The sequence below is a fragment of the Nocardioides sp. Root190 genome, from assembly GCF_001428565.1.
GTDB lineage: Bacteria > Actinomycetota > Actinomycetes > Propionibacteriales > Nocardioidaceae > Nocardioides.
Window position 1 is genome coordinate 454505 of sequence record NZ_LMIA01000001.1, and the last position, 18752, is coordinate 473256.

16 protein-coding genes, 1 pseudogene and 1 riboswitch are annotated in these 18752 nt (G+C 71.5%); of the genes and pseudogenes, 1 reads left to right on the forward strand and 16 read right to left on the reverse strand.

Annotation, left to right across the window (positions count from 1 at the left end; translation table 11 throughout):
- Window positions 1–35: 35 nt before the first annotated feature.
- The 4 genes from hpt to dacB are packed head-to-tail and all read right to left on the reverse strand — an operon-like array spanning window position 36 to window position 4142.
- A complete protein-coding gene (gene hpt / locus ASE01_RS02175; RefSeq protein WP_056748336.1) occupies window positions 36–587 on the reverse strand; it encodes a hypoxanthine phosphoribosyltransferase in 552 nt (183 codons plus the stop codon).
- Window positions 588–592: 5 nt separating this feature from the next.
- Window positions 593–1573, reverse strand: a complete 981-nt coding sequence (gene tilS / locus ASE01_RS02180) for a tRNA lysidine(34) synthetase TilS (protein ID WP_056748339.1) — start codon at window positions 1571–1573, stop codon at window positions 593–595.
- Window positions 1573–2622, reverse strand: a complete 1050-nt coding sequence (locus tag ASE01_RS02185; RefSeq protein ID WP_235535830.1) for a zinc-dependent metalloprotease — start codon at window positions 2620–2622, stop codon at window positions 1573–1575. The genes tilS and ASE01_RS02185 overlap by 1 nt, the downstream gene beginning before the upstream one ends.
- A 38-nt stretch (window positions 2623–2660) precedes the next feature.
- On the reverse strand, window positions 2661–4142 hold the full coding sequence (gene dacB / locus ASE01_RS02190) for a D-alanyl-D-alanine carboxypeptidase/D-alanyl-D-alanine-endopeptidase (protein WP_056748343.1): 1482 nt from the start codon (window positions 4140–4142) through the stop codon (window positions 2661–2663).
- Window positions 4143–4245: 103 nt separating this feature from the next.
- Between dacB and ASE01_RS02195 the strand changes: the two genes are divergently transcribed.
- On the forward strand, window positions 4246–4737 hold the full coding sequence (locus ASE01_RS02195; RefSeq protein WP_056748345.1) for an inorganic diphosphatase: 492 nt from the start codon (window positions 4246–4248) through the stop codon (window positions 4735–4737).
- A 99-nt stretch (window positions 4738–4836) separates the two neighbouring features.
- Here ASE01_RS02195 and ASE01_RS02200 read toward each other — a convergent pair whose 3' ends face one another.
- The 12 genes and pseudogenes from ASE01_RS02200 to ASE01_RS02255 all read right to left on the reverse strand — a co-directional run.
- Entirely contained in the window at window positions 4837–5409 is a 573-nt protein-coding gene (locus ASE01_RS02200) for a TetR/AcrR family transcriptional regulator (RefSeq protein ID WP_056748348.1), read from the reverse strand.
- A complete protein-coding gene (locus ASE01_RS02205) occupies window positions 5406–6104 on the reverse strand; it encodes a methyltransferase domain-containing protein (RefSeq protein ID WP_056748350.1) in 699 nt (232 codons plus the stop codon). Before ASE01_RS02205 ends, ASE01_RS02200 begins: the two co-directional genes overlap by 4 nt.
- Window positions 6101–8068: an acyl-CoA dehydrogenase gene (locus ASE01_RS02210; protein ID WP_056748353.1), complete on the reverse strand. Its 1968-nt coding sequence runs from the start codon at window positions 8066–8068 to the stop codon at window positions 6101–6103. Before ASE01_RS02210 ends, ASE01_RS02205 begins: the two co-directional genes overlap by 4 nt.
- 77 nt (window positions 8069–8145) lie before the next feature.
- Window positions 8146–9390: a C40 family peptidase gene (locus ASE01_RS02215; RefSeq protein WP_056748355.1), complete on the reverse strand. Its 1245-nt coding sequence runs from the start codon at window positions 9388–9390 to the stop codon at window positions 8146–8148.
- 205 nt (window positions 9391–9595) lie between these two features.
- A complete protein-coding gene (locus ASE01_RS02220) occupies window positions 9596–10681 on the reverse strand; it encodes a phosphatase PAP2 family protein (RefSeq protein WP_056748357.1) in 1086 nt (361 codons plus the stop codon).
- 9 nt (window positions 10682–10690) lie between these two features.
- Window positions 10691–11515 carry an ABC transporter ATP-binding protein gene (locus ASE01_RS02225; protein ID WP_056748359.1) on the reverse strand — a complete coding sequence of 275 codons (825 nt, stop codon included), beginning with the start codon at window positions 11513–11515 and terminating at the stop codon, window positions 10691–10693.
- Window positions 11515–13164: an ABC transporter permease gene (locus tag ASE01_RS02230; RefSeq protein ID WP_056748361.1), complete on the reverse strand. Its 1650-nt coding sequence runs from the start codon at window positions 13162–13164 to the stop codon at window positions 11515–11517. The genes ASE01_RS02225 and ASE01_RS02230 overlap by 1 nt, the downstream gene beginning before the upstream one ends.
- A 38-nt stretch (window positions 13165–13202) precedes the next feature.
- Window positions 13203–14273: a thiamine ABC transporter substrate binding subunit gene (locus tag ASE01_RS02235; protein WP_056748362.1), complete on the reverse strand. Its 1071-nt coding sequence runs from the start codon at window positions 14271–14273 to the stop codon at window positions 13203–13205.
- A riboswitch (TPP riboswitch) is annotated at window positions 14265–14369 on the reverse strand. (Overlaps the previous gene by 9 nt.)
- 17 nt (window positions 14370–14386) lie before the next feature.
- Window positions 14387–15457, reverse strand: coding sequence for an MBL fold metallo-hydrolase (locus ASE01_RS02240; protein ID WP_056748364.1), 1071 nt, complete (start codon window positions 15455–15457; stop codon window positions 14387–14389).
- Between the two features lie 9 nt (window positions 15458–15466).
- The gene (locus ASE01_RS02245; protein ID WP_056748366.1) at window positions 15467–16291 is read right to left on the reverse strand and encodes an SDR family oxidoreductase; all 825 of its coding nucleotides are present in this window, start codon (window positions 16289–16291) and stop codon (window positions 15467–15469) included.
- Window positions 16288–17400 carry a diacylglycerol kinase gene (locus tag ASE01_RS02250; RefSeq protein WP_056748367.1) on the reverse strand — a complete coding sequence of 371 codons (1113 nt, stop codon included), beginning with the start codon at window positions 17398–17400 and terminating at the stop codon, window positions 16288–16290. The genes ASE01_RS02245 and ASE01_RS02250 overlap by 4 nt, the downstream gene beginning before the upstream one ends.
- A gap of 629 nt (window positions 17401–18029) precedes the next feature.
- Window positions 18030–18731: pseudogene (locus tag ASE01_RS02255) on the reverse strand (NADH:flavin oxidoreductase); the annotation flags it as partial.
- Window positions 18732–18752: the final 21 nt, after the last annotated feature.

The window sequence follows — 18752 nt, forward strand, 5'->3', positions numbered from 1 at the left end:
CCGAACCCTTGCCGAACCCTTGCCGAACCCTCGCCTCAGGAGTAGACGGCGGGAGAAAGGGTCCCGATGTCACGCAGGTTGCGGTAGCGCTCGCGGTAGTCCAGGCCGTAGCCGACGACGAACTCGTTGGGGATGTCCCAGCCGACGTACTTCACCTCGACCGGCATCTGCAGCGCCTCGGGCTTGCGCAGGAGCGTGGCGATCTCGACGCTCGCCGGGTTGCGCGAGCCCAGGTTGGAGGTCAGCCACGACAGGGTCAGGCCGGTGTCGATGATCTCGTCGACGATGAGGACGTGGCGACCGCTGATGTCGGCGTCGAGGTCCTTGAGGATCCGCACCACGCCGGAGGACTTGGTGCCCGAGCCGTAGGACGACACCGCCATCCAGTCCATCTCGACGTGCTTGTCGAGCGCGCGGGACAGGTCGGCCATGACCATCACCGCGCCGCGCAGGACACCGACCAGCACGAGGTCCTTGCCGTGGTAGTCGCGGCTGATCTCGGCGGCCATCTCGGCGATCCGGGCCTGGATCTGGGCCTCGGTGAAGAGCACCTCGACCAGGTCGTCCCCGACGTCTGCTGCGTCCATGGACGTCAGCCTGCCACAGCCGTCGGACGGAACCGGAGGTGGGAGCGCCCGGCGTACGCCGTGACGTGGCCGGGGAGCTGGACCTCCCCGTTGATCGCCCCCAGGGCGAGCTGGTGGAGGGCCGTGACGTGGACGTGGAAGAGCTCCGCGTCGCGCGCCCCGGCGGCCAGTGCCGCCAGGCGCAGGACCCGGGTCCCCACCGCCCGGGGCAGCTCCTCCAGCTCCTCGCGGTCCACACCCTCGGGGCCGACGACACGCTCGAACGCCGTCTGCGCGATCGCGTCGAGGGCCTGGACGTCGTCGCGCACCTGGTCGGCGGTGCGGGCCAGGGTGGCCGTGATCCCGGGGCCGAGCTCGTCCTCCAGGACGGGCAGCACCCTTCGGCGCACCCGGACCCGGGCGAACCCGGGATCCTCGTTGTGCGGGTCCTCCCAGAAGTCGACCCCCTCCGCGAGGCAGGCGGCAACGGTGTCGGCGCGGGCGACGTCCAGCAGCGGCCGGTCGTAGCCCTCGAAGCTGCGTCTCATCCCGGCGATGCTGCGGGGCCCCGAACCACGGGCGAGCCCGAGGAGAACGGTCTCGGCCTGGTCGTCGCGGGTGTGCCCGAGCAGCACCGACTCGGCACCGAAGTGCTCGCGGAGCTGTCCGAGGACCTCGTAGCGGGCACGACGGGCTGCGGCCTCGACGCCGAGACCGGCCGGGTCGACCTGGACCCGTGCCGTGGCGGTCTCGTCGACACCCAGGGAGGCCATCTGCGCCACCACCCGTACGGCGTGCTCGGCGGAGCCGTCCTGGAGGCCGTGGTCGACCGTCACGCCGACCACGCGCAGTCCCGGTCTGCGGGCCTCGAAGACGGTGGCGCTGAGCAGCGCGAGCGAGTCCGCGCCACCGGAGCAGGCCACCATCACCGTCATGCCGGGCTCCCAGGACCCCAGCGAGCGTCGTACCCCGTGACGAACCGCGGCGACGGCGGGGTGCAGGCCCATCAGCCGAGGACGCGCCGGACCCAGCCCTCGGGGTCGCTCAGCTCGGCCTTGCTCGGGAGGTGGTCGGGGCTCGCCCAGACGGCGTTGAACTCCTCCATGCCGACCTTGTCGACGACCGCGCGGACGAACGTCGCGCCGTCGCGGTACTGCGCCATCTTGGCCTCGAGGCCGAGCAGGCGGCGCAGGAGCCGGTCGAGGGTGCCGACACCCTTGCGGCGCTGGGTGAACTTCTTGCGGATCGCGTCCACGCTCGGGATCACGGTCGGGCCGACGTCGTCCATGACCACGTCGGCGTGGCCCTCGAGCAGCGACATCATGCCGGTGACGCGGTCCAGCACCTCGCGCTGCTCCGGGGTGCTGAACATGTCGACGATGCTGCCGCCGCTGCGCCCGGCCCTGATCGCCTCGCTGACCCGCTCGAACCCGCCGTCGAGGAAGCTCGCCGGCTCCACCGCGTCGCTGATCGCACGGATCTCGGAGAACAGGTGGTCGCGCATCCACGGCACCGCCGTGAACTGCACCCGGTGGGTCTCCTCGTGCAGGCAGACCCACAGGCGGAAGTCGTGCGGGTCGACCTCGAGCTCGCGCTCGACGTGGACGATGTTGGGCGCCACCAGCAGCAGGCGACCGTGGGGCTCGTGGAACGGGTCGAACTGGCCCAGGACCTTGCCCGCGAGGAAGCCCAGCAGCCCGCCGACCTCGGCGCCGGTGATCTTCGAACCGATCCGGACCCCCATCGCGGACGGCGGCTTGCTCTCGACGAGCTTCTCCATCATCGGTCGGGTCGCCACCGCGAAGCCCTCCGCGTTGGCCCGGACCCAGCCCGGACGGTCCACCACGAGGATCGGCGCGGTGCCGTCGGGCGCGTCCAGGCCCGTGAAGTCGCGGACCAGGCCGGTCGAACGGTTGGCGCCCGCGCGCAGCTCGGCGACCGCGTCGTCGGCCTCGGGGCGGGTGACCACCGGGCCCTCGCCGGCCAGGCGTGAGCCGAGCGCGATGGCGAACTCCCAGTCGACCATGGAGGGCAGTTCGGCGCTCGGTGCAGGCATGGACAGAGGGTAGTTGGTGGTCGGTGGCGCTGGCTCGGTCAGCGCCCGCAGGAACAGGCACCCAGCCCGGCGGCGGCCTGGTCCATCGCGATCCGCGCGAGCAGGGACTTGGGCTTGCGCACCCGGTCGGCCATGAGGGCGAAGGCCATCAGGTTGCCGTCACGGTCGACGGCGATGCCGGCGAGCGAGCTCACCCCGGTCAGCGTCCCGGTCTTGGCCCGGACCCGGCCGCGTCCGGCGGCCGGCCCGGTGTCCATCCGGTCGGCCAGCGAGCCGGTGTAGCCGGCCACGGGCAGCGCAGCCAGCAGGGGGCGCAGGGCGGGGTGCTCGGCCGAGGCCGCCCAGCGGAGCACGCCGACGAGGACCTCCGGCGAGAGCAGGTTGCGGCGGGAGAGCCCGCTGCCGTCGTACAGGACGGAGTCACCCATCTCGATGCCGTTGGCCTTCAGGACCCGCTCGACGGCGGCCTGGCCGGCGGCGAACGAGCCCTCGCCCTGGTCGGCGATGCCGATCTGGCGCAGCAGCACCTCGGCGCCGTTGTTGTCGCTGACCTCGAGCACCCTCTGGACGATCTGGGCGACGGTCGGACTGGTGACCACAGCGACCGGTGCGGCCGTGGCGGTGACCGTGGCGGAGGAGCGCGACGCGCCGCCGACGACCTTGATGCCGGCGCGGACCAGGGCCTTGCGGAACTCCACGGCAGCGGTCGCGGCGGGGTTCGGGACGCGGGTGCCGCCGTCGGCGGTGCGTCCGGCGTCCAGCCACAGCGAGCTCACCGGCGAGACCTCCGAGGGGAAGTAGTCCGGCTCCCAGCGCGGGTTGAGGGCCGGGCCGGAGAACAGTGAGTCGTCGAAGCCGAGGCGGACCGCACTGATCCCGTCGGCCTCCAGCGCTGCAGCGGTACGGCGCGCGAGGGTCCGGATGTCGGCCCGCTGGGGCTGGTAGGTCGGATCGCCGGAGTCGGGGGTCGTCGGGACCCGGGTGAGGTAGGGGTCGCCGCCGCCGACGAGGACCAGTCGCGGCGTCGTACCCGTGGTGTCGAGGACGGTCCTGGTCTGGAACCGCCGATCGGGTCCGAGCAGGAAGAGCGCGACCGCCGAGGTCACGACCTTCGTCGTCGACGCGGGGATCGCGACCGCCGCGCCCTCTGCCTGCTCGTAGGACAGGGCGCCTCCGTCGAGCGGACCGACGGCAGCCAGCACGTGGCTGCCGAGGTCGGGGTCAGCCAGTTGGGTCAGCGCCGACCGGACTGCCGCTCGCTGCAGCAGGGCGGCCGCGGCCGCCGGCTCCGCGAGCGCCACCGGTCGTACGACGTCCGGGACGTCGACCTCCGGGGGCGGCGCGACCGCGGCGGGATCCAGCGGACCTTTCGCCCGGCCGTCGCGGAGGTCGTCCCAGCGGTCCTCTGCCCAACCGGTCTGCCACGCGACCCCGGCACCGGCGAGGAGGGCGACGCCGAGCACACCGGCGAGCGCCCTGCGGGCGCGTCCCGGACGGCGCCCCAGGTCCCTGTCGGCCACGGTTCTCCTCCCCGACTGCACGTTCCGGGACATTGTGCGGGACAATGCTGCCGACAACGACGCCCACCCCCCGTGGGCTGCGCCGAATGTGTGGAGGAAGCCAGTGCTCGAGTTCGACGTCCTCGTGGAGATCCCCAAGGGGAGCCGTAACAAGTACGAGGTCGACCACGAGACGGGCCGGATGCGCCTGGACCGTTTCCTCTTCACCTCCACGATGTATCCCGCCGACTACGGCTACATCGAGGACACCCTCGGCCAGGACGGCGACCCGCTGGACGCGCTCGTCCTGCTGCAGGAGCCGACGTTCCCCGGCATCCTGATCAAGTGCCGCGCGATCGGCATGTTCCGCATGACCGACGAGGCCGGCGGCGACGACAAGGTCCTGTGCGTCCCCTCGGGCGACCCGCGCATGGAGCACCTCCGCGACATCAACCACGTGGCGAACTTCGACCGCCTCGAGATCCAGCACTTCTTCGAGGTCTACAAGGACCTCGAGCCCGGCAAGTCCGTCGAGGGCGCCGACTGGGTCGGCCGCGCCGACGCCGAGGCCGAGATCCACGCCTCCTTCGAGCGGTTCAAGACCACCGGTCACTGATCCCCGACGGCCCGAGGCCGCTTGTAACTAAGTGTTCGTGTCGTTCTTGATCGTTCCAACGGTCCGATTCAGTGCATGAACACGTAGTTACAAGCACGCTCAGGGCGTGAGCACGGCAGCGAGCCCGGCAGCGAGAGCGGCCGGGCTCTCGTCGTACTCCGGGGGCATCGAGACGTAGCTGAGCGCGAGCCGGGCCACCACGCGCCCGAGCAGCGCCACCCGATCGGCGGGGACCTGCGGCCACGCAGCGGCCACCGCCGCCTCCAGCCTGCCCGCCACGCGGACCAGCAGGGGGCCGGCATCGGTGGTGACGATCCGGACCAGGTCGTGGTGGGCCTCGCCGGCCCGGACCCGCTGGATCAGCGGATCGGCCACCGAGGTCTCGAGGTAGACCAGCAGCGCCTGCTCGAGCCCGGTGGCCGCGTCGTCGGGGTACGCCGCCAGGGTCTCCTCGATGACGTCGCACAACGCGTCCGCCAGCGCCTCGGTGTAGGCCTGGGCGAGCCCGTTGCGGGACCCGAAGGCGTTGTAGAGGGTCTGGCGGCTGACGCCCGCGTCACGGGCGACCGCCTCCAGGGTGACCTCGCCCCAGGGGTGCTCGAGGAGCAGTGCGCGCAGGGAGTCGAAGACCGCTGAGCTGCGCTCGGCGGCGGACCTGCGTCGTGCGGTCACTCCGGTTCCACGGCAGCAGCCCGCTTCACCCCGCGGAAGTAGCCGATCGCGCCGCTCCGCTCGATCACGACGTCGGCGATGCCCTGGCCGGCGAACCAGCCCTCGAGGTCGTGCTGGGTGCAGCCCGGCCCCAGCAGGCCGGCGACCCGGCCGACCTTGCGCAGGCCGGCGTAGCGGAGCGAGTCGTTGAGCAGCGCGCTGCCGGTCAGCACCCCGCCGGGCTTGAGGACGCGTGCCATCTCGATCACGGCCAGCGCCGGATCGGGGAAGCAGTGCAACCCGGTGAAGGTGACCACCAGGTCGAACGAGTCGTCCTCGAACGGGAGGTCCCCGACGTCGGCGAGCTGCGGGTTCACCTGGTCGAGGAGGCCGCGTTCCTCGGCCGCTCGCATGGTGCGGTCCAGCATGGCCTGGGCGATGTCGGCGGCGACGTACTCGACGTCCTGACCGGGCTTCAGGCCGCGCAGCGCCACGCCTCCCCCGCAGGGGATGTCGAGGATCCGGCTGCCGTCCGGCTGGCGTCCGATCTCGGAGGCAGCGCGATAGAGAAGGCGCAGGTCGCTCTGGATGCCGGCCCGCCAGACCGCTCCACCCACACGGGGGTGCTCGACGGTCCAGTCGTAGAACGTGGCCCAGAGCGGGTCGTCGGACCAGCCGCCGAGGCCGGGGACGCGGGACACGACCGAGCGGATCATGCGTCGGGTCCGAGGAGGTCGGGCGAGCGCAGCAGCTCGACCGGGACGGCGAAGGCGTCGACCAGCTCCCCGGCCACGGGCCGCAGGCGTCGGCACAGGTCCGCGACCTCGCGGGTGACGGCCTTGGAGCGCTGCGCGCTCAGCCGCCCGTGCTCCATGAACCAGGCAGCATCGGCCTCGATCACGGACAGGGCGAAGAGGTCGCACAACGCGTTGAGGACCAGCTTGAGCTCGCCGTCCTCGGTGGCAGCCACCTTCTCGACGAACGACTCGAGCACGAGCCGCTCGACGTGGGCGTGGGCAGCCGAGATGACGTGGTCCTGGACCCGTGAGAACACCTCGCCGGGGTTCATCCCCGCGTCCACGCCACGCTTCAGGCGCCGGGCAGCACCGCCGATCCGGTGCTCCTCGCGGAAGCGGAACATCGCCAGGTGGTAGTCGGGGTCGAGCAGGCCGCTGTCGGTGTCCCAGTCGTCGCTGCCGCCGGGGAGGACCTCGCGGATCTGCTCCAGCAGCTGGTGGACGCGGGTGCGCTCGAGCACGGTCTCGACTGCCAGGCCGGCGACGAAGCGCACCATGCCGAGCTGGTCGAGGTCGGAGAAGTCGCTGGCGTAGTCGGTGAGCAGGCCCTTGCCCACGAGCTGCAGCAGCACGTGGTTGTCGCCCTCGAAGGTCGTGAACACGTCGGTGTCGGCCTTGAGCGCCGCGAACCGGTTGACCGACAGGTAGCCCGCGCCCCCACACGCCTCCCGGCACTCCTGGACGACGTCCGTGGCCAACCAGGTCGACAGCGCCTTGGTCCCGGCCGCACGCGACTCGAGCAGGCGCCGGGCGTCCTCGTCGGCGGTGATGCCGGAGAACACGTCGTGGAGATCGGCCGCGAGGACCTGCTGGGCGAAGTGCAGGGCATAGGTCCGTGCCAACCGCGGCAGGAGCCGGCGCTGGTGCAGGCCGTAGTCGAGCAGGCGCTGCTCGGCGCCGTCCTCCGCGCCCGTGTCGAACTGCCGCCGGACCAGCCCGTAGCGGACCGCGATCGTGAGCGCCACCTTGGCCGCGCTGACACCGGCCGCGCCGACCGAGACCCGGCCCTGCACGAGCGTCCCGAGCATCGTGAAGAAGCGCCGCCCGGGGCTCTCGATGTCGCTGGTGTAGGTGCCGTCCTCCGTCACGTCGGCGAAGCGGTTGAGCAGCGCCTCGCGCGGCACCCGCACGCCGTCGAACCAGATCCGGCCGTTGTCGACGCCGTTGAGGCCCATCTTGTGGCCGTCGTCCTCGATCCGCACGCCCGGCAGGACGGCGCCCTGTTCGTCGCGGAGCGGGACGACGAGCGCGTGCACGCCGTGTCCCTCACCACCCACCTCGAGCTGCGCGAACACCACGCCGACCCGGGCGTGCCTCGCCGCGTTGCCGATGTAGTCCTTGCCGGCGTCGGGCGTGGTGGTGGTGATGACGAACTCGGAGGTCTCCGGGTGGTACGTCGCCACCGTGCCCAGTGCCTGGACGTTGCTGCCGTGGCCGGTCTCGGTCATCGCGAAGCAGCCAAGCAGGCGCCCGGAGATCAGGTCCGAGAGGTAGGCGTCGTGGTGCCGGTCGGTGCCGAGCTGCAGGATGGCGCCACCGAACAGCCCGAACTGCACGCCCACCTTCACCAGGACCGACAGGTCGCCGTAGGCGAGGGTCTCGAAGGCGGCGATCGAGGCGCCGAGGTCGCCGCCGCCGCCGTACTCGCTCGGGAAGCCCATCGCGACGGCGCCGGTGTCGGCGATCTCGAGGACGACGTCGCGCACCCGATCCCGGAACTCGTCGCGCGGCATCGTCTCGGCGTCCTCGAGGACCGAGGCGTACGCCGGCAACAGCTCGCGCACCGTACGGCGGATGTCGGCGTGCTGCCCGTCCAGCAGCGCAGTGAGCGCCGTGACGTCGACGGCGAGGTCAGGCGGAGCGGTGGTGGTCTCGTCGGCCATGGGGTGAACCTAGTGGACGCATCCTCACGTCTGCTGGTTCGGTTCTCTGGTTCTCCCCCGTCGGGCGAGGTGTCGGCTCAGGGGCGCGCGTAGAAGTCCGGCGTCCGCCAGTAGCCGATGGACTCCTCGGTCACCGGTCGCCCGGTGCGAGGGGCATGGATGATCCGGCCGTTCCCGGTGTAGAGCGCCACGTGGTAGATCGAGGACGGGCTGCCGCCGTCGCCCCAGAAGACCAGGTCCCCCGGCCGGAGCTGCGAGGCCCGGATCGGTGTGGAGACGTCGTACTGGGCGACGGAGTAGTGCGGCAGTGACCTGCCGCCTGCGGCCCATGCCGTGGCGGTGAGCCCGGAGCAGTCCCACGACGACGGTCCTGCGGCGCCCCAGCGGTAGGGCTCGCCCAGCTGGGCGCGGGCGTAGGCGATCGCTGCCTGCGCTCCCTCGGCCGGCGCGGGCGCGGGAGCGTCGTCCGGCTCGGGGGTCGGCGTCGGGTCGGGGGTCGGGTCAGGGGTCGGGTCGGGTGTCGGGTCCGGAGCGGGGTCGCTGCCTCGCACCGGCTCGGTGGCCGGAGCAGCCGGCTCGGCGGCCTGCGCCGCCTCGAGCGCGTCCTGGCGGCGTTGGGCGACCCGGACGCTGATGCCCTCGAGCCGGGCGACCTCGTGCACGAGCGCCTTCTTGCGCCGCGTGATCCGCGACGCGGTCGCCGTGGCGGCCTTCGCCTCGGCCCGAGCGGTGTCCCGCGCGGTGCGGGCCGTGGCCAGCGCCTGCTCGGCGTCCGCGCTCGCGGCGGCGGCCGCGTCGGCCGCAGCCCGGGCCACCTCCGCCGCGGCGTCGTACTCCTCGCCGCGCAGCTCGAACAGGTCGCGGACCCGCTCGGTCGCGGCGCTGTTCGCCACCATCGAGGTCAATCCGTCGGAGGACACCACGGCGTTGAGCGAGGCGAGGTCGAGGCCTGCGTTGTGGGCGGTGATGACGGCGTCGCGGTAGTCGGAGCGCTGCACCTCGAGCGCCCGGTCGGCAGTCACGGACGCCGCCAGGGCGGTGCGCTCGGCGGTCCGGGTCTCGGCGACGGCCCAGCGGGCGCCGTTCCAGACCTCGGAGGCCTTGGCGGCGCGGACCGACGCTGCTTCCAGCTCGGCGTTCGCGGCCGCCAGTTTCTCCTGGACGAGGTCGACGTCGGAGGTCGCCACGGCCACTCGCTCGCGGGCCTCACGCACCTCGCCGACGGTGGGCTTGCCCGGATCGGGATCCGCGACGGCCGGCGCCATCGCACCCGCCATCAGCACGAGCGCGAGCAGACCGGTCCCGAGAGTTGGTGAGCGCACTCGCGCCACCGTAGTGCGATTTCGTCACACTGGGAACAGGAATCCCAACTTTCTCACCAGTTCCCGGCGTGTCGGCTTGACGAACTACATCGTTGTCATTCGATCCGGTCGACGGTAGTCCCGGGCCAAAAGCACCGCGACACGCCGTACGGAGGGTGCTTTTGACCCGGGACTACCGCAGGCAGAGCACAAAGGGGCGGACGAGTCACTCCGCTTCGACGGGCACCTTCGAGGTGGTGGTGGTCGGGTGCGAATGACCGAGTCGATCGAACTTCTGGCCGCTGGCGATGCCACCGACGTAGAAGGACACGACCGCGATGGCCACACCCGCCAGGTCGTCGGCGACGTAGTGCCAGCCGAAGTACAGCGTCGCCAGGATGGTCAGCCCGAAGTTGACCCAGAAGATCCACTTCAGGAGCAGCGAGCGCAGGGTGTACTGCACCATCAGGGCGAACAGCAGCGTGATCGCGGTGTGGAGGCTGGCGAAGCCGGCGATGGAGTTGACCGACTCGGTCGCCCCGCCGTACAGGACGTTGCCCCTGGCTCTGACGATCCCGTCCATCAGGTCGGTCGTCCCGGTGTGCGCGAGACCACCGACGCCGTAGTACTCCGACGGGTTCCAGATGCCGGGCCCGAGGGTCGGCAGCAGGTAGTAGGAGAGCGTGCCGAGCGACCAGGCCAGGCACTGCGCCGTCACGAACCAGTAGCCGAAGGACATGTTGCGCGACCACACCAGCCACGCCGTCACGCCGAGCGGCACGAGCGGCAGGAACATCAGGTAGATCGGGGACAGCACCTCGGCGGTGACCGTCTTGCCGAAGACGCCGTGCAGGACGTCGCTGGGGTCGTGCCCGAAGAACATCACCTTGTCCATCAGGTGCAGCTCACGGTCGTACGACAGGGCCTTGACCTCGCCGGGGGCGGCGTTCGGGTCCGAACGCACGAACGGCAGGAACGACTTGAGGTTCCGGTAGCTCACGTAGGTGAGGTAGAAGCTGATCACGCCCAGGCCCACGAGCGTGGCGCGCTCCTTGGTCCAGTGGGTCTTCAACCGCTGCCGCACGACCGGCAGGACCCGGCTCGGACGGCCCCGCGCGCGCCACAGCGTCAACGGCAGCAGATCGAGCAGCAGCGCACCGATCAGGAGCAGCGGGAGCCGGATGTAGGACGGCCCGAGGAAGCTCCCCTCCGGGTCGAGCAGCCGGCGGTCGAGCTTGACGGCGGTGAACACCGCGAGGCCCAGCATGATCGCGGCCGTGCCGATGAGGAGGGTATAGGCGCGGCGGTACACCCGCGCAGTCTAGGGCGTGTGGTCCAAGGTCCCGCCCGAGGCAGGCCGTACGACGACGCTGGCACCCGGGTCGGGCGGCAACCCGGCGGCCGCGAGGATGCGTGCGGCGGCCTCGCCGACGAAGCTGCGGGAGTCCCCGAGGAAGGCGGCGGCCTCGGAATCGACCGGATCCGCCCACACCTCGGCGACCGGACCCTCCTGCACGATCCGGCCCGCACGCATCAGCGCGACGCGGTCGGCGACGGCGTACGCCTCGCCCTGGTCGTGGGTGACCAGGAAGGCCGTGGTGCCGGCCTCGGTGAGGATGCGGCGCAGGTCGGCGGCCAGCCGGCTGCGGAGCTCGGTGTCCAGCGCGCTCAGCGGCTCGTCGAGCAGCAGGAGGCGGGGCCGCGCCGCCAGCGACCGGGCGAGCGCGACGCGTTGCCGCTCGCCACCGGACAGGGTGCGGGGCAGCCGATCGGCGTGGCCGGCGAGGCCGACGAGCTCCAGCAGGTCCTCGACCTCGGCGCGCACCGCTCGGCGCCCCAGACCGCGCAGACGCTGCGCGTAGCCGACGTTGCGGGCCACGCTCAGGTGGTCGAAGAGCTGGCCGTCCTGGAACATCAGGGCGAAGCCGCGTCGGTGGGTGGGCGTCGCGGCGAGGTCCTCGCCGTCCCACGAGACGCTGCCCTCGGCGATCGGCTCCAGGCCCGCGACCGCGCGCAGCAGGGTCGACTTGCCGCAGCCCGACGGGCCGAGCACGGCGAGGACGTCACCGTCGGCGACCCGCAGGTCGACACCCCGCACCGCGGGTGCCCCGTCGAAGGTGATGGTCAGGTCGGCGAGATCGAGCATCACCAGGCTCCAGTTCCCGGCACACGCAGCCGTTCGACGACGAGGATCACGGTCGCGGTCACGACCGCCAGGACGACCGACGCGGCCAGCGCAGTGCCGTAGTTGAGGGCGCCCGGATGTCCGAGCAGGCGATAGATCACGACCGGCAGCGTCGGCTCGGCCGGGCGGACGATGAAGGACGTCGCGCCGAACTCCCCCAGCGACACGGCGAACGCGAAGCCGCCCGCCGCCAGCAACGGGCGCCAGACGACTGCGAGGTCCACGGTGGCCAGCGTGCGCAGCGGACCGGCACCGAGTGACGCCGCGGCCTGGCGCTGGCGGTCGTCGACGCCGGCGAGCACCGGGACCAGGGTGCGGACCACGAGCGGGAGCGCGACCAGCGCCTGGGCGATCGGCACCAGCAGCGGGCTCGAGCGCAGGTCCAGCGGCGGCTCGTCGAGCGCGATGAGGAACCCGAAGCCGAGGGTCACCGCCGAGACGCCGAGCGGGAGCATGAAGAAGCCGTCCAGGACTGCCCGCGAGCGCCGTCCCGCACGCGAGTGGGTCCGTCGGGTGACCACGAAGGAGACGATCAGCCCCAGGAGCAGGGCCATCCAGGTCGCGTCGACGGCGATCCGCAACGACGCCAGGAGCGCGTCGCTGACCGAGATCTGGAAGAGCCCGTCAGCAGTTCCCTCGAGTGCGCGGTAGTGCTCCAGGGTCCAGCTGCCGTCGCGACGCAGCGAGCCGACGACGAGCGCGAGCACGGGCAGTGCCACGGCGACCAGCGTCGCGACGGTGACCGCGATGGCGGGCAGGTCACGCCAGCGTGGACGGACCGGCGCAGCCACCTCACGACGTACCGTCGGGTCCGCCACGGCCCGCAACCGCCCCACGACCACCAGCAGCAGGACGACCGCCGCCATCTGCACGAGGGAGAGCGCCGCTGCGGCCGGCAGGTCCAGCAGCTCCGCGGTGAGCAGGTAGATCTCTGTCTCGACGGAGGAGTAGCGCACCCCACCGAGGACGAGTACGACGCCGAACGCGGTCGCGCAGAACAGGAACACCACGCTGGCGGCGGAGACCACCGCGGGCCGCAGGGCGGGGAAGGTGACGGTCCGGAAGACCTGCCACGGCGAGGCACCGAGGGCCGCGGCCGCCTCGCCCGGGCGACGGTCCAGGGACTCCCAGGCCACGCCGACGGTGCGGATGACGACGGCGACGTTGAAGAAGACGAGTCCGATGAGGATCGCGACGGGGGTGCCGTCGAGGTCCAGGGAGCCGAGGATCCCCGACGGCGCGATCAGCTCCCGCACCGCGAGCCCGACCACGACGGTCGGCAGCACGAACGGGACGAGCAATGCCGCACGCACCAGCGCCCGGCCCGGGAAGCGCAGCCGGTGCAGCACGTAGGCCGCAGGCAGGCCGAGCGTGACGGCGATGACGGTGGCGACCGTGCTGGTCCACACGGTGAACCACAGCACCCGACCCGTGCGCGGGCGGGCCAGCACGTCGAGGACCGCACCCGGGTCGAAGTCGCCGTCGGGCCACAGGCCCCGGTGCAGCATCGCGCCGACGGGCAGCACGAAGAAGACCCCGACGACCGCGACCGGGACGGCGGCGAGGGCCAGGAGGCCCAGCCGCGCGCCGGTCCGGCCGCCCACGGTCATCGTCCCGAGCTCATCGTGTCGAGCTCATCGTGTCGAGCTCATCGGGAGATGATCTCGTTCCACTCCTCGATCCAGCCCTGCCGCTCCTCAGCGATCCGGGCCGGAGCGAGGTTCTCCGTCTCCGCCGGGCGCTCGGTGAACTTCGCCCAGTCGGCCGGGAGCTCGACACCGTCGGCGACCGGGAACACGTACATCGACGGGGGCAGTGCGGCCTGGACCTCGGGCGACAGCAGCCAGTCGATCACGGCGTGGGCACCCTCGACGTTGGTGTCCTCGCCGGCCAGCACGCCGGCGTACTCGACCTGCTCGAAGCAGCCGTCGAGCAGGGCCCGGGTCGTGGAGCGGGTGCCGGCCTTGTTCAGCGTGAACGCGGGCGAGGAGTCGTAGGACACGACGATCGGACGGTCACCGCCGGAGAACGTGAAGTCCTCGAAGTAGGCCTCGGTCCAGCCCTTGACGACCTTGGCGCCGTTGGCCACGAGGTCCTCCCAGTAGCCGGTCCAGTCGTCGCCGTACCGGCTGATGGTCGCGGTCAGGAAGGCCAGGCCGGGCGAGCTCGTGCTCGCCGCGGGGACCACGAACAGGTCCTTGTAGGCCGGGTCGGTGAGGTCGCCCAGGTCCTGCGGCTCGGGAATGCCCTGCTTGCGGAACCAGGCCGTGTCGACGTTGACGCAGACGCTGCCGGTGTCGATCGGCGTCAGCGCGTCCTCGTCGTCGCCGGGCAGCTCGAACTCCTCGGCGCCCGAGGGGAGCTCCGGCGCGTAGGCCTCGAGCACGTCCTCGTCGACGGCGCGCGTCGCGAAGGTGTTGTCGACGCCGAAGACCACGTCGCCGACGGGCTTCGACCTGGTCAGCACCAGCTGGTTGGTCAGCGTCCCGGCGTCGGCCAGCTTGCTGATCGTCAGCTCGAAGCCGGTGTCCTTCTCGAACTCCGCGACGAGCTCGTCGGGAATCGCGAAGGACTCGTGGGTCACCAGGGTGACCTTCGTGTCAGCGGCACCGCCGACTCCGTCGGAGCCGTCGTCCTCGCTGCTGAGCAGCGAACAGCCGCTCGCGAGGAGGGTGGCCGCAGTGAGACCTGTGATGGTGGTGAGAACGCGCGCACGCACGTGGTGACTCCCTTCGCCGGTGCTAACCGGATCAGGTTCGGAGGGTCTGCGGCGATCCGCACTCTCAGCCCGTGAAGGGCTCCCCTGTCTGACCTGAGGAGTCTAGGCCGCGCTCAGGTGGCGGTGTAGGTGACCCCGTCCGCGTGGTCGACGCTGGCGGCCTGTCCCCGCGCGACGAGCAGGTCCATGTGGGCCTTGGTCTCCATCGCGGCCATGCCCTGGCTGAACACGTCGAGGTCGGCGAACGGGTGCTCGTGCCGGGTCCAGCCGAGGTCGCGAGCCACGACGAGCGAGGTCACCGAGCCACGCGCGGTCAAGGAGGTCAGGCACTGCTCGAGCCGGGTCTCGTGGTGGGCGAGCAGCTCGTCGACACGGGTGTACGTCGACGGGGCGACCGGACCGTGGGCCGGCAGGATCCGCAGGTCGGGCAGCTGCCGGACCCGGGCGAGCGAGGCCATGAACTCACCGAGCGGCTGCTCGGTCGCGGGCACGGTGAAGCCGATCGAGGGAGTGATCGTCGGCAGCACGTGGTCACCGGAGAACAGCACGCCCTCGCCCTGGTCGGCGTAGACGTAGTGGCCGGGCGTGTGACCCGGCGTGTGCACGGCGTCGAGGGTGCGTCGGCCGAGGTCGAAGGACCGGTCGCCGTCGAGCCAGACGTCCGGGAAGGCCCAGTCCGCGGCGCTGGGCAGCTCGCCGTCGTGGCCGGCCTGCCACATGTCCGCGATCTCCGCGGCACCTGCGGTGCGCAGGACCGCGAGGAACGGGCTCTCGCCGATCTGGGCCTGGGACGCGCGGTGGAGCAGCTCGAGGGCGGGCTTCTCCTCGGCTCCCAGGACCACCTCGGCGCCGTACTCGTGGCCCAGGACGGTTGCGAGCGTGAAGTGGTCGCGGTGGACGTGAGTCACCAGGAAGCGCTTGATGTCGCCGAAGCCCGAGCCGATCGAGCGCAGGCTCTTGTCGAGCAGGTCGCGGGCGATCGGGATCGACCAGCCGCCGTCGATGAGGGTCAGCCCGTCGTCGGAGGCCAGGACGTAGACATTGATCGCCTTGAGCGCGTCCATCGGAAGGGGCAGCGGGATCCGGTGGATCCCGTCCGCCACCTGCCAGGCGCCCTCGTTGGCCCAGTGCTCACCCGAGTCCGGGGAGATGGCATGACCCGTGGCTACACCGCCTGTACTCATGGGTCGACCTTAACGAGCGTTCAATTCCGGCTGGAGGTCGGGGAGTCCCAGGTCGAGGTTCGGCTGCTGGATCCCGCCGTCGACCTCGAGGAGCTTTCCGGTGACGAACTTGCCGGCGCGCGAGGACAGGTAGACCACCGCCGCGGCGATGTCCTCGGCCTCGCCGATCCGCCCGAGGGGGGTCGCCTGCTCCATCTGCTCCTTCATCGCCGGCACGCCCGCGACGAACTCCAGGGCGCTGGTCATCACCGAGCCGACGTACACGCCGTTGACGCGGATGCCGGGCGACAGGTCGGTCGCCGCGAGCCGGGTCCAGTGTGCGAGCGCGGCCTTGGCGACGCCGTACGCGAGGTAGCCGCGGGCCGCCGTACGCCCCATCATCGAGCTGATCGAGGTGATCGACTTCTGCCGGCCCTCCCCCGCCGAGGCGAGCATCAACGGGACGGCCGCGCGGCTCAGCGCGTGCGCGGTCGCGACGTTGAAGTGGAAGGACTCCTCGAGGTAGGCCACGTCGGTGTCCAGGAAGGCGTTCGGGATCGTGCCGCCGACGTTGTTGACCACGATGTCGAGGCGACCGAAGGCGTCGTAGGCCGCCTGGGCCAGCCCGGCGACCTCGTCGGTGTGCGCGAGGTTGGCGGGTACGACGACGGCGCGGCGACCGACGGCCTCGATCCGCTTCGCGACCTCCGCCAGCTGGTCCGGGGTGCGCGAGGAGATCAGCACGTCGGCGCCGGCCTCCGCCAGCGCGACGGCCGTGGCGGCGCCGATTCCCCGGCCCGCGCCGGTGACGACGGCGACGTGGTCGGTGAGGGTGAAGCGGTCCAGGATGCTCATCGCTGCGCCTTCGTGCCGGCGACCAGGCCACGGCCGGTGACCAGGCCGATGTCGAGGGCCGAGCGCAGGCCCGGCTGTGCGGCGACGACCGCCGGGACGGCGTTGATCAGGCGCTGGGCGGTGATGATCATGCCGGAGACGTTGTGGTCGCCGTGCTCGCCGTGGTGGGTGAACTCGACCTTCATGCACGGCTCGCCGGTGACCTCGATCCGGTAGCAGCCGTCGCCCTCGTTCGGGCGCGGCCACTCGGGCTCGGCCTCCGCGTCGGTGCGGGTGACGTGCTCGAGGGTGACCCGCGGCACGCCGTCGACGGTGCCGATCACGCGGAACAGCACCGAGCCCATCGTCCCCTCCTCCACGTCGAGCGACACGGTGCTCACCGTGCGCGGCGCGGGGCGGCGGGTGACCTCCTCGACGAGCGGCTCGTCGAGGGTGACCCCGAGGCCCGCGGCGATCACCCGGACGACCGGGCCCCAGGCGGTGGTGAGGATGCCGGGCTCCCAGAGCAGCGGCTTCGCGTCCAGCGGCTGCCCGAAGCCGAACAGGTCGCGCATGACGACCGGCTGGTAGTAGGTCGAGTAGTCGGCGATCTCGCTGACCTTGATGTGGTCGATGCGCTGGCTCAGGCTCGTCATCACCAGCGGCAGGACGTCGTTGGCGAAACCCGGGTCGATGCCGTTGACGTGCAGGCTGGCGTTGCCCTCGCGCCCGGCCTCGTCGATCTTCTCGATCATCTCCGGCGGCAGGGTGCCGTCGCGGTGCAGCAGGATGACCGGCCCCGAGGAGACGACGTTGACGCCGTCGCGGATGAACCCGGTCAGGTCCTCGATCGACTCGAACACCCGGTCGTCGGTCATCGCGCCGTGCACGATGCAGTCGGGGCGCAGCGCGATGAGCTCGTCGCGGTCGGTCGTCGCCTTCACGCCGAGCTCGCGGCCCAGCTCGGCGAGCTCGCCCGCGTCCTTCCCGTGCTTCTCGGGGGTGGAGGTCCACACACCGACCAGCTCGAGGTCGGGGTGGGCGTCGACGCCGGCGATCGCGTGCCGACCGATCGTGCCGGTGGACCAGACGACGACGCGGAGCGGCTTCTCGGGGATGACCTGTGACATGGGGCACAGACTAGAACGAGTTCTAGTTTTGCGGAAGGGGGTTCGGCAGTTTCACCGCCTAGGTGGTGAAACTGCCGAACTGGGCACACAGAACTGCCTCTGGGCACACGGAGTTTCATGCGCCCAGAGGCAGTTTCACCGCTTAGGCGGTGAAACTGCCACGCAGCCCACTCCGGACACCGTGTACCGGAGTAGATCGTCGGCATGCACCGGTTGCAGTGGATGCAGATGCCGCCAGAGGCCGAGCCGGCCTGCAGGCGGTTGACCAGGTCCGGCTCGCGGAGGAGGGCGCGTCCCATCACCACGAAGTCGAACCCGTCGGCCATCGCCTGTTGCATGGTCTCGAGGCGGTTGATCCCGCCGAGCAGCATCAGCGGCATGGCGAGACCCGAACGGAAGGTGAGCGCCTTCTGGTTGAAGTAGGCCTCCTCGAAGGCGTACTCCTTCATGAAGCCCTTGCCGAAGGGCGTCCGCATGCCCCACTTCACGACGGTGGGCATCGTCTCGGCGAACTCCGCAACCGGCGCTCCCCCGCGGAACAGGTACATCGGGTTCATCAGCGAGGACCCGCCCGACATCTGCAGGGCGTCGAGGTGGCCGTCGGCCTCCAGCAGCTGCGCGAACGCCAGGCCGGTCTCGGTCGTGACCCCTCCCGGGAAGCCGTCCGAGACGGAGACCTTGGCACTCAGCGCGACGGCGTCGCCGACCTCTTCGCGTACGACGCGGGCGACCTGTCGCGCGAGGCGGGCACGCCGCTCGAGGGGGCCGCCCCAGCGGTCCCGGCGGCGATTGAGCCCGGGCGCGAGGAAGGAGGAGATCAGGTAGGAGTGGGCCATGTGCAGCTCGAGGACGTCGAAGCCGGCCCGGACGAGGAGGCGGGCCGCATCGACGTACGCACGGGTGACCCGGGTCAGGTCCTTCTCGCTGGCCGCACCGATCATCTGCATCGACAGCGGGCTCGGCATCGAGCTCGCCGACAGGGCGCGGACGCCGTTCGAGCGGCCGTTGGCCACCGGTCCCGCATGGCCGACCTGGCCCGCGATGCCGGCGCCGGTCGCGTGGATCTCCTCGACCAGGCGGGTCAGACCCGGCAGGGTGCGCTCACTCACGACCATCTGCTCGGCATGGGTACGGCCCTCCGGCGCGACCGCGAGGTAGGCGACGGTGGTCAGGCCGACACCCCCTTCGGCGGGCGCGCGGTGGTAGGCGATCAGCTCGTCGGTGACCTCGCCATGGGGCGTGCGCCCCTCGAAGGTGGCCGCCTTCACCGTGCGGTTGCGCAGGCGCACGGGACCGAGCTGGACAGGACTGAAGACGTCAGGGGCGGCCACGAGCGCACTCTAACCGCGAAC

Coding starts and splice junctions, on each gene's coding strand:
- ASE01_RS02230 (WP_056748361.1), bottom strand. CDS start 13,164: ATGACCGTGGGCGGCCGGACCGGCGCGCGGCTGGGCCTCCTGGCCCTC.
- ASE01_RS02250 (WP_056748367.1), bottom strand. CDS start 17,400: ATGTCACAGGTCATCCCCGAGAAGCCGCTCCGCGTCGTCGTCTGGTCC.
- tilS (WP_056748339.1), bottom strand. CDS start 1,573: ATGGGCCTGCACCCCGCCGTCGCCGCGGTTCGTCACGGGGTACGACGC.
- ASE01_RS02205 (WP_056748350.1), bottom strand. CDS start 6,104: ATGATCCGCTCGGTCGTGTCCCGCGTCCCCGGCCTCGGCGGCTGGTCC.
- ASE01_RS02240 (WP_056748364.1), bottom strand. CDS start 15,457: ATGAGTACAGGCGGTGTAGCCACGGGTCATGCCATCTCCCCGGACTCG.
- ASE01_RS02225 (WP_056748359.1), bottom strand. CDS start 11,515: ATGCTCGATCTCGCCGACCTGACCATCACCTTCGACGGGGCACCCGCG.
- ASE01_RS02185 (WP_235535830.1), bottom strand. CDS start 2,622: ATGCCTGCACCGAGCGCCGAACTGCCCTCCATGGTCGACTGGGAGTTC.
- ASE01_RS02245 (WP_056748366.1), bottom strand. CDS start 16,291: ATGAGCATCCTGGACCGCTTCACCCTCACCGACCACGTCGCCGTCGTC.
- hpt (WP_056748336.1), bottom strand. CDS start 587: ATGGACGCAGCAGACGTCGGGGACGACCTGGTCGAGGTGCTCTTCACC.
- ASE01_RS02210 (WP_056748353.1), bottom strand. CDS start 8,068: ATGGCCGACGAGACCACCACCGCTCCGCCTGACCTCGCCGTCGACGTC.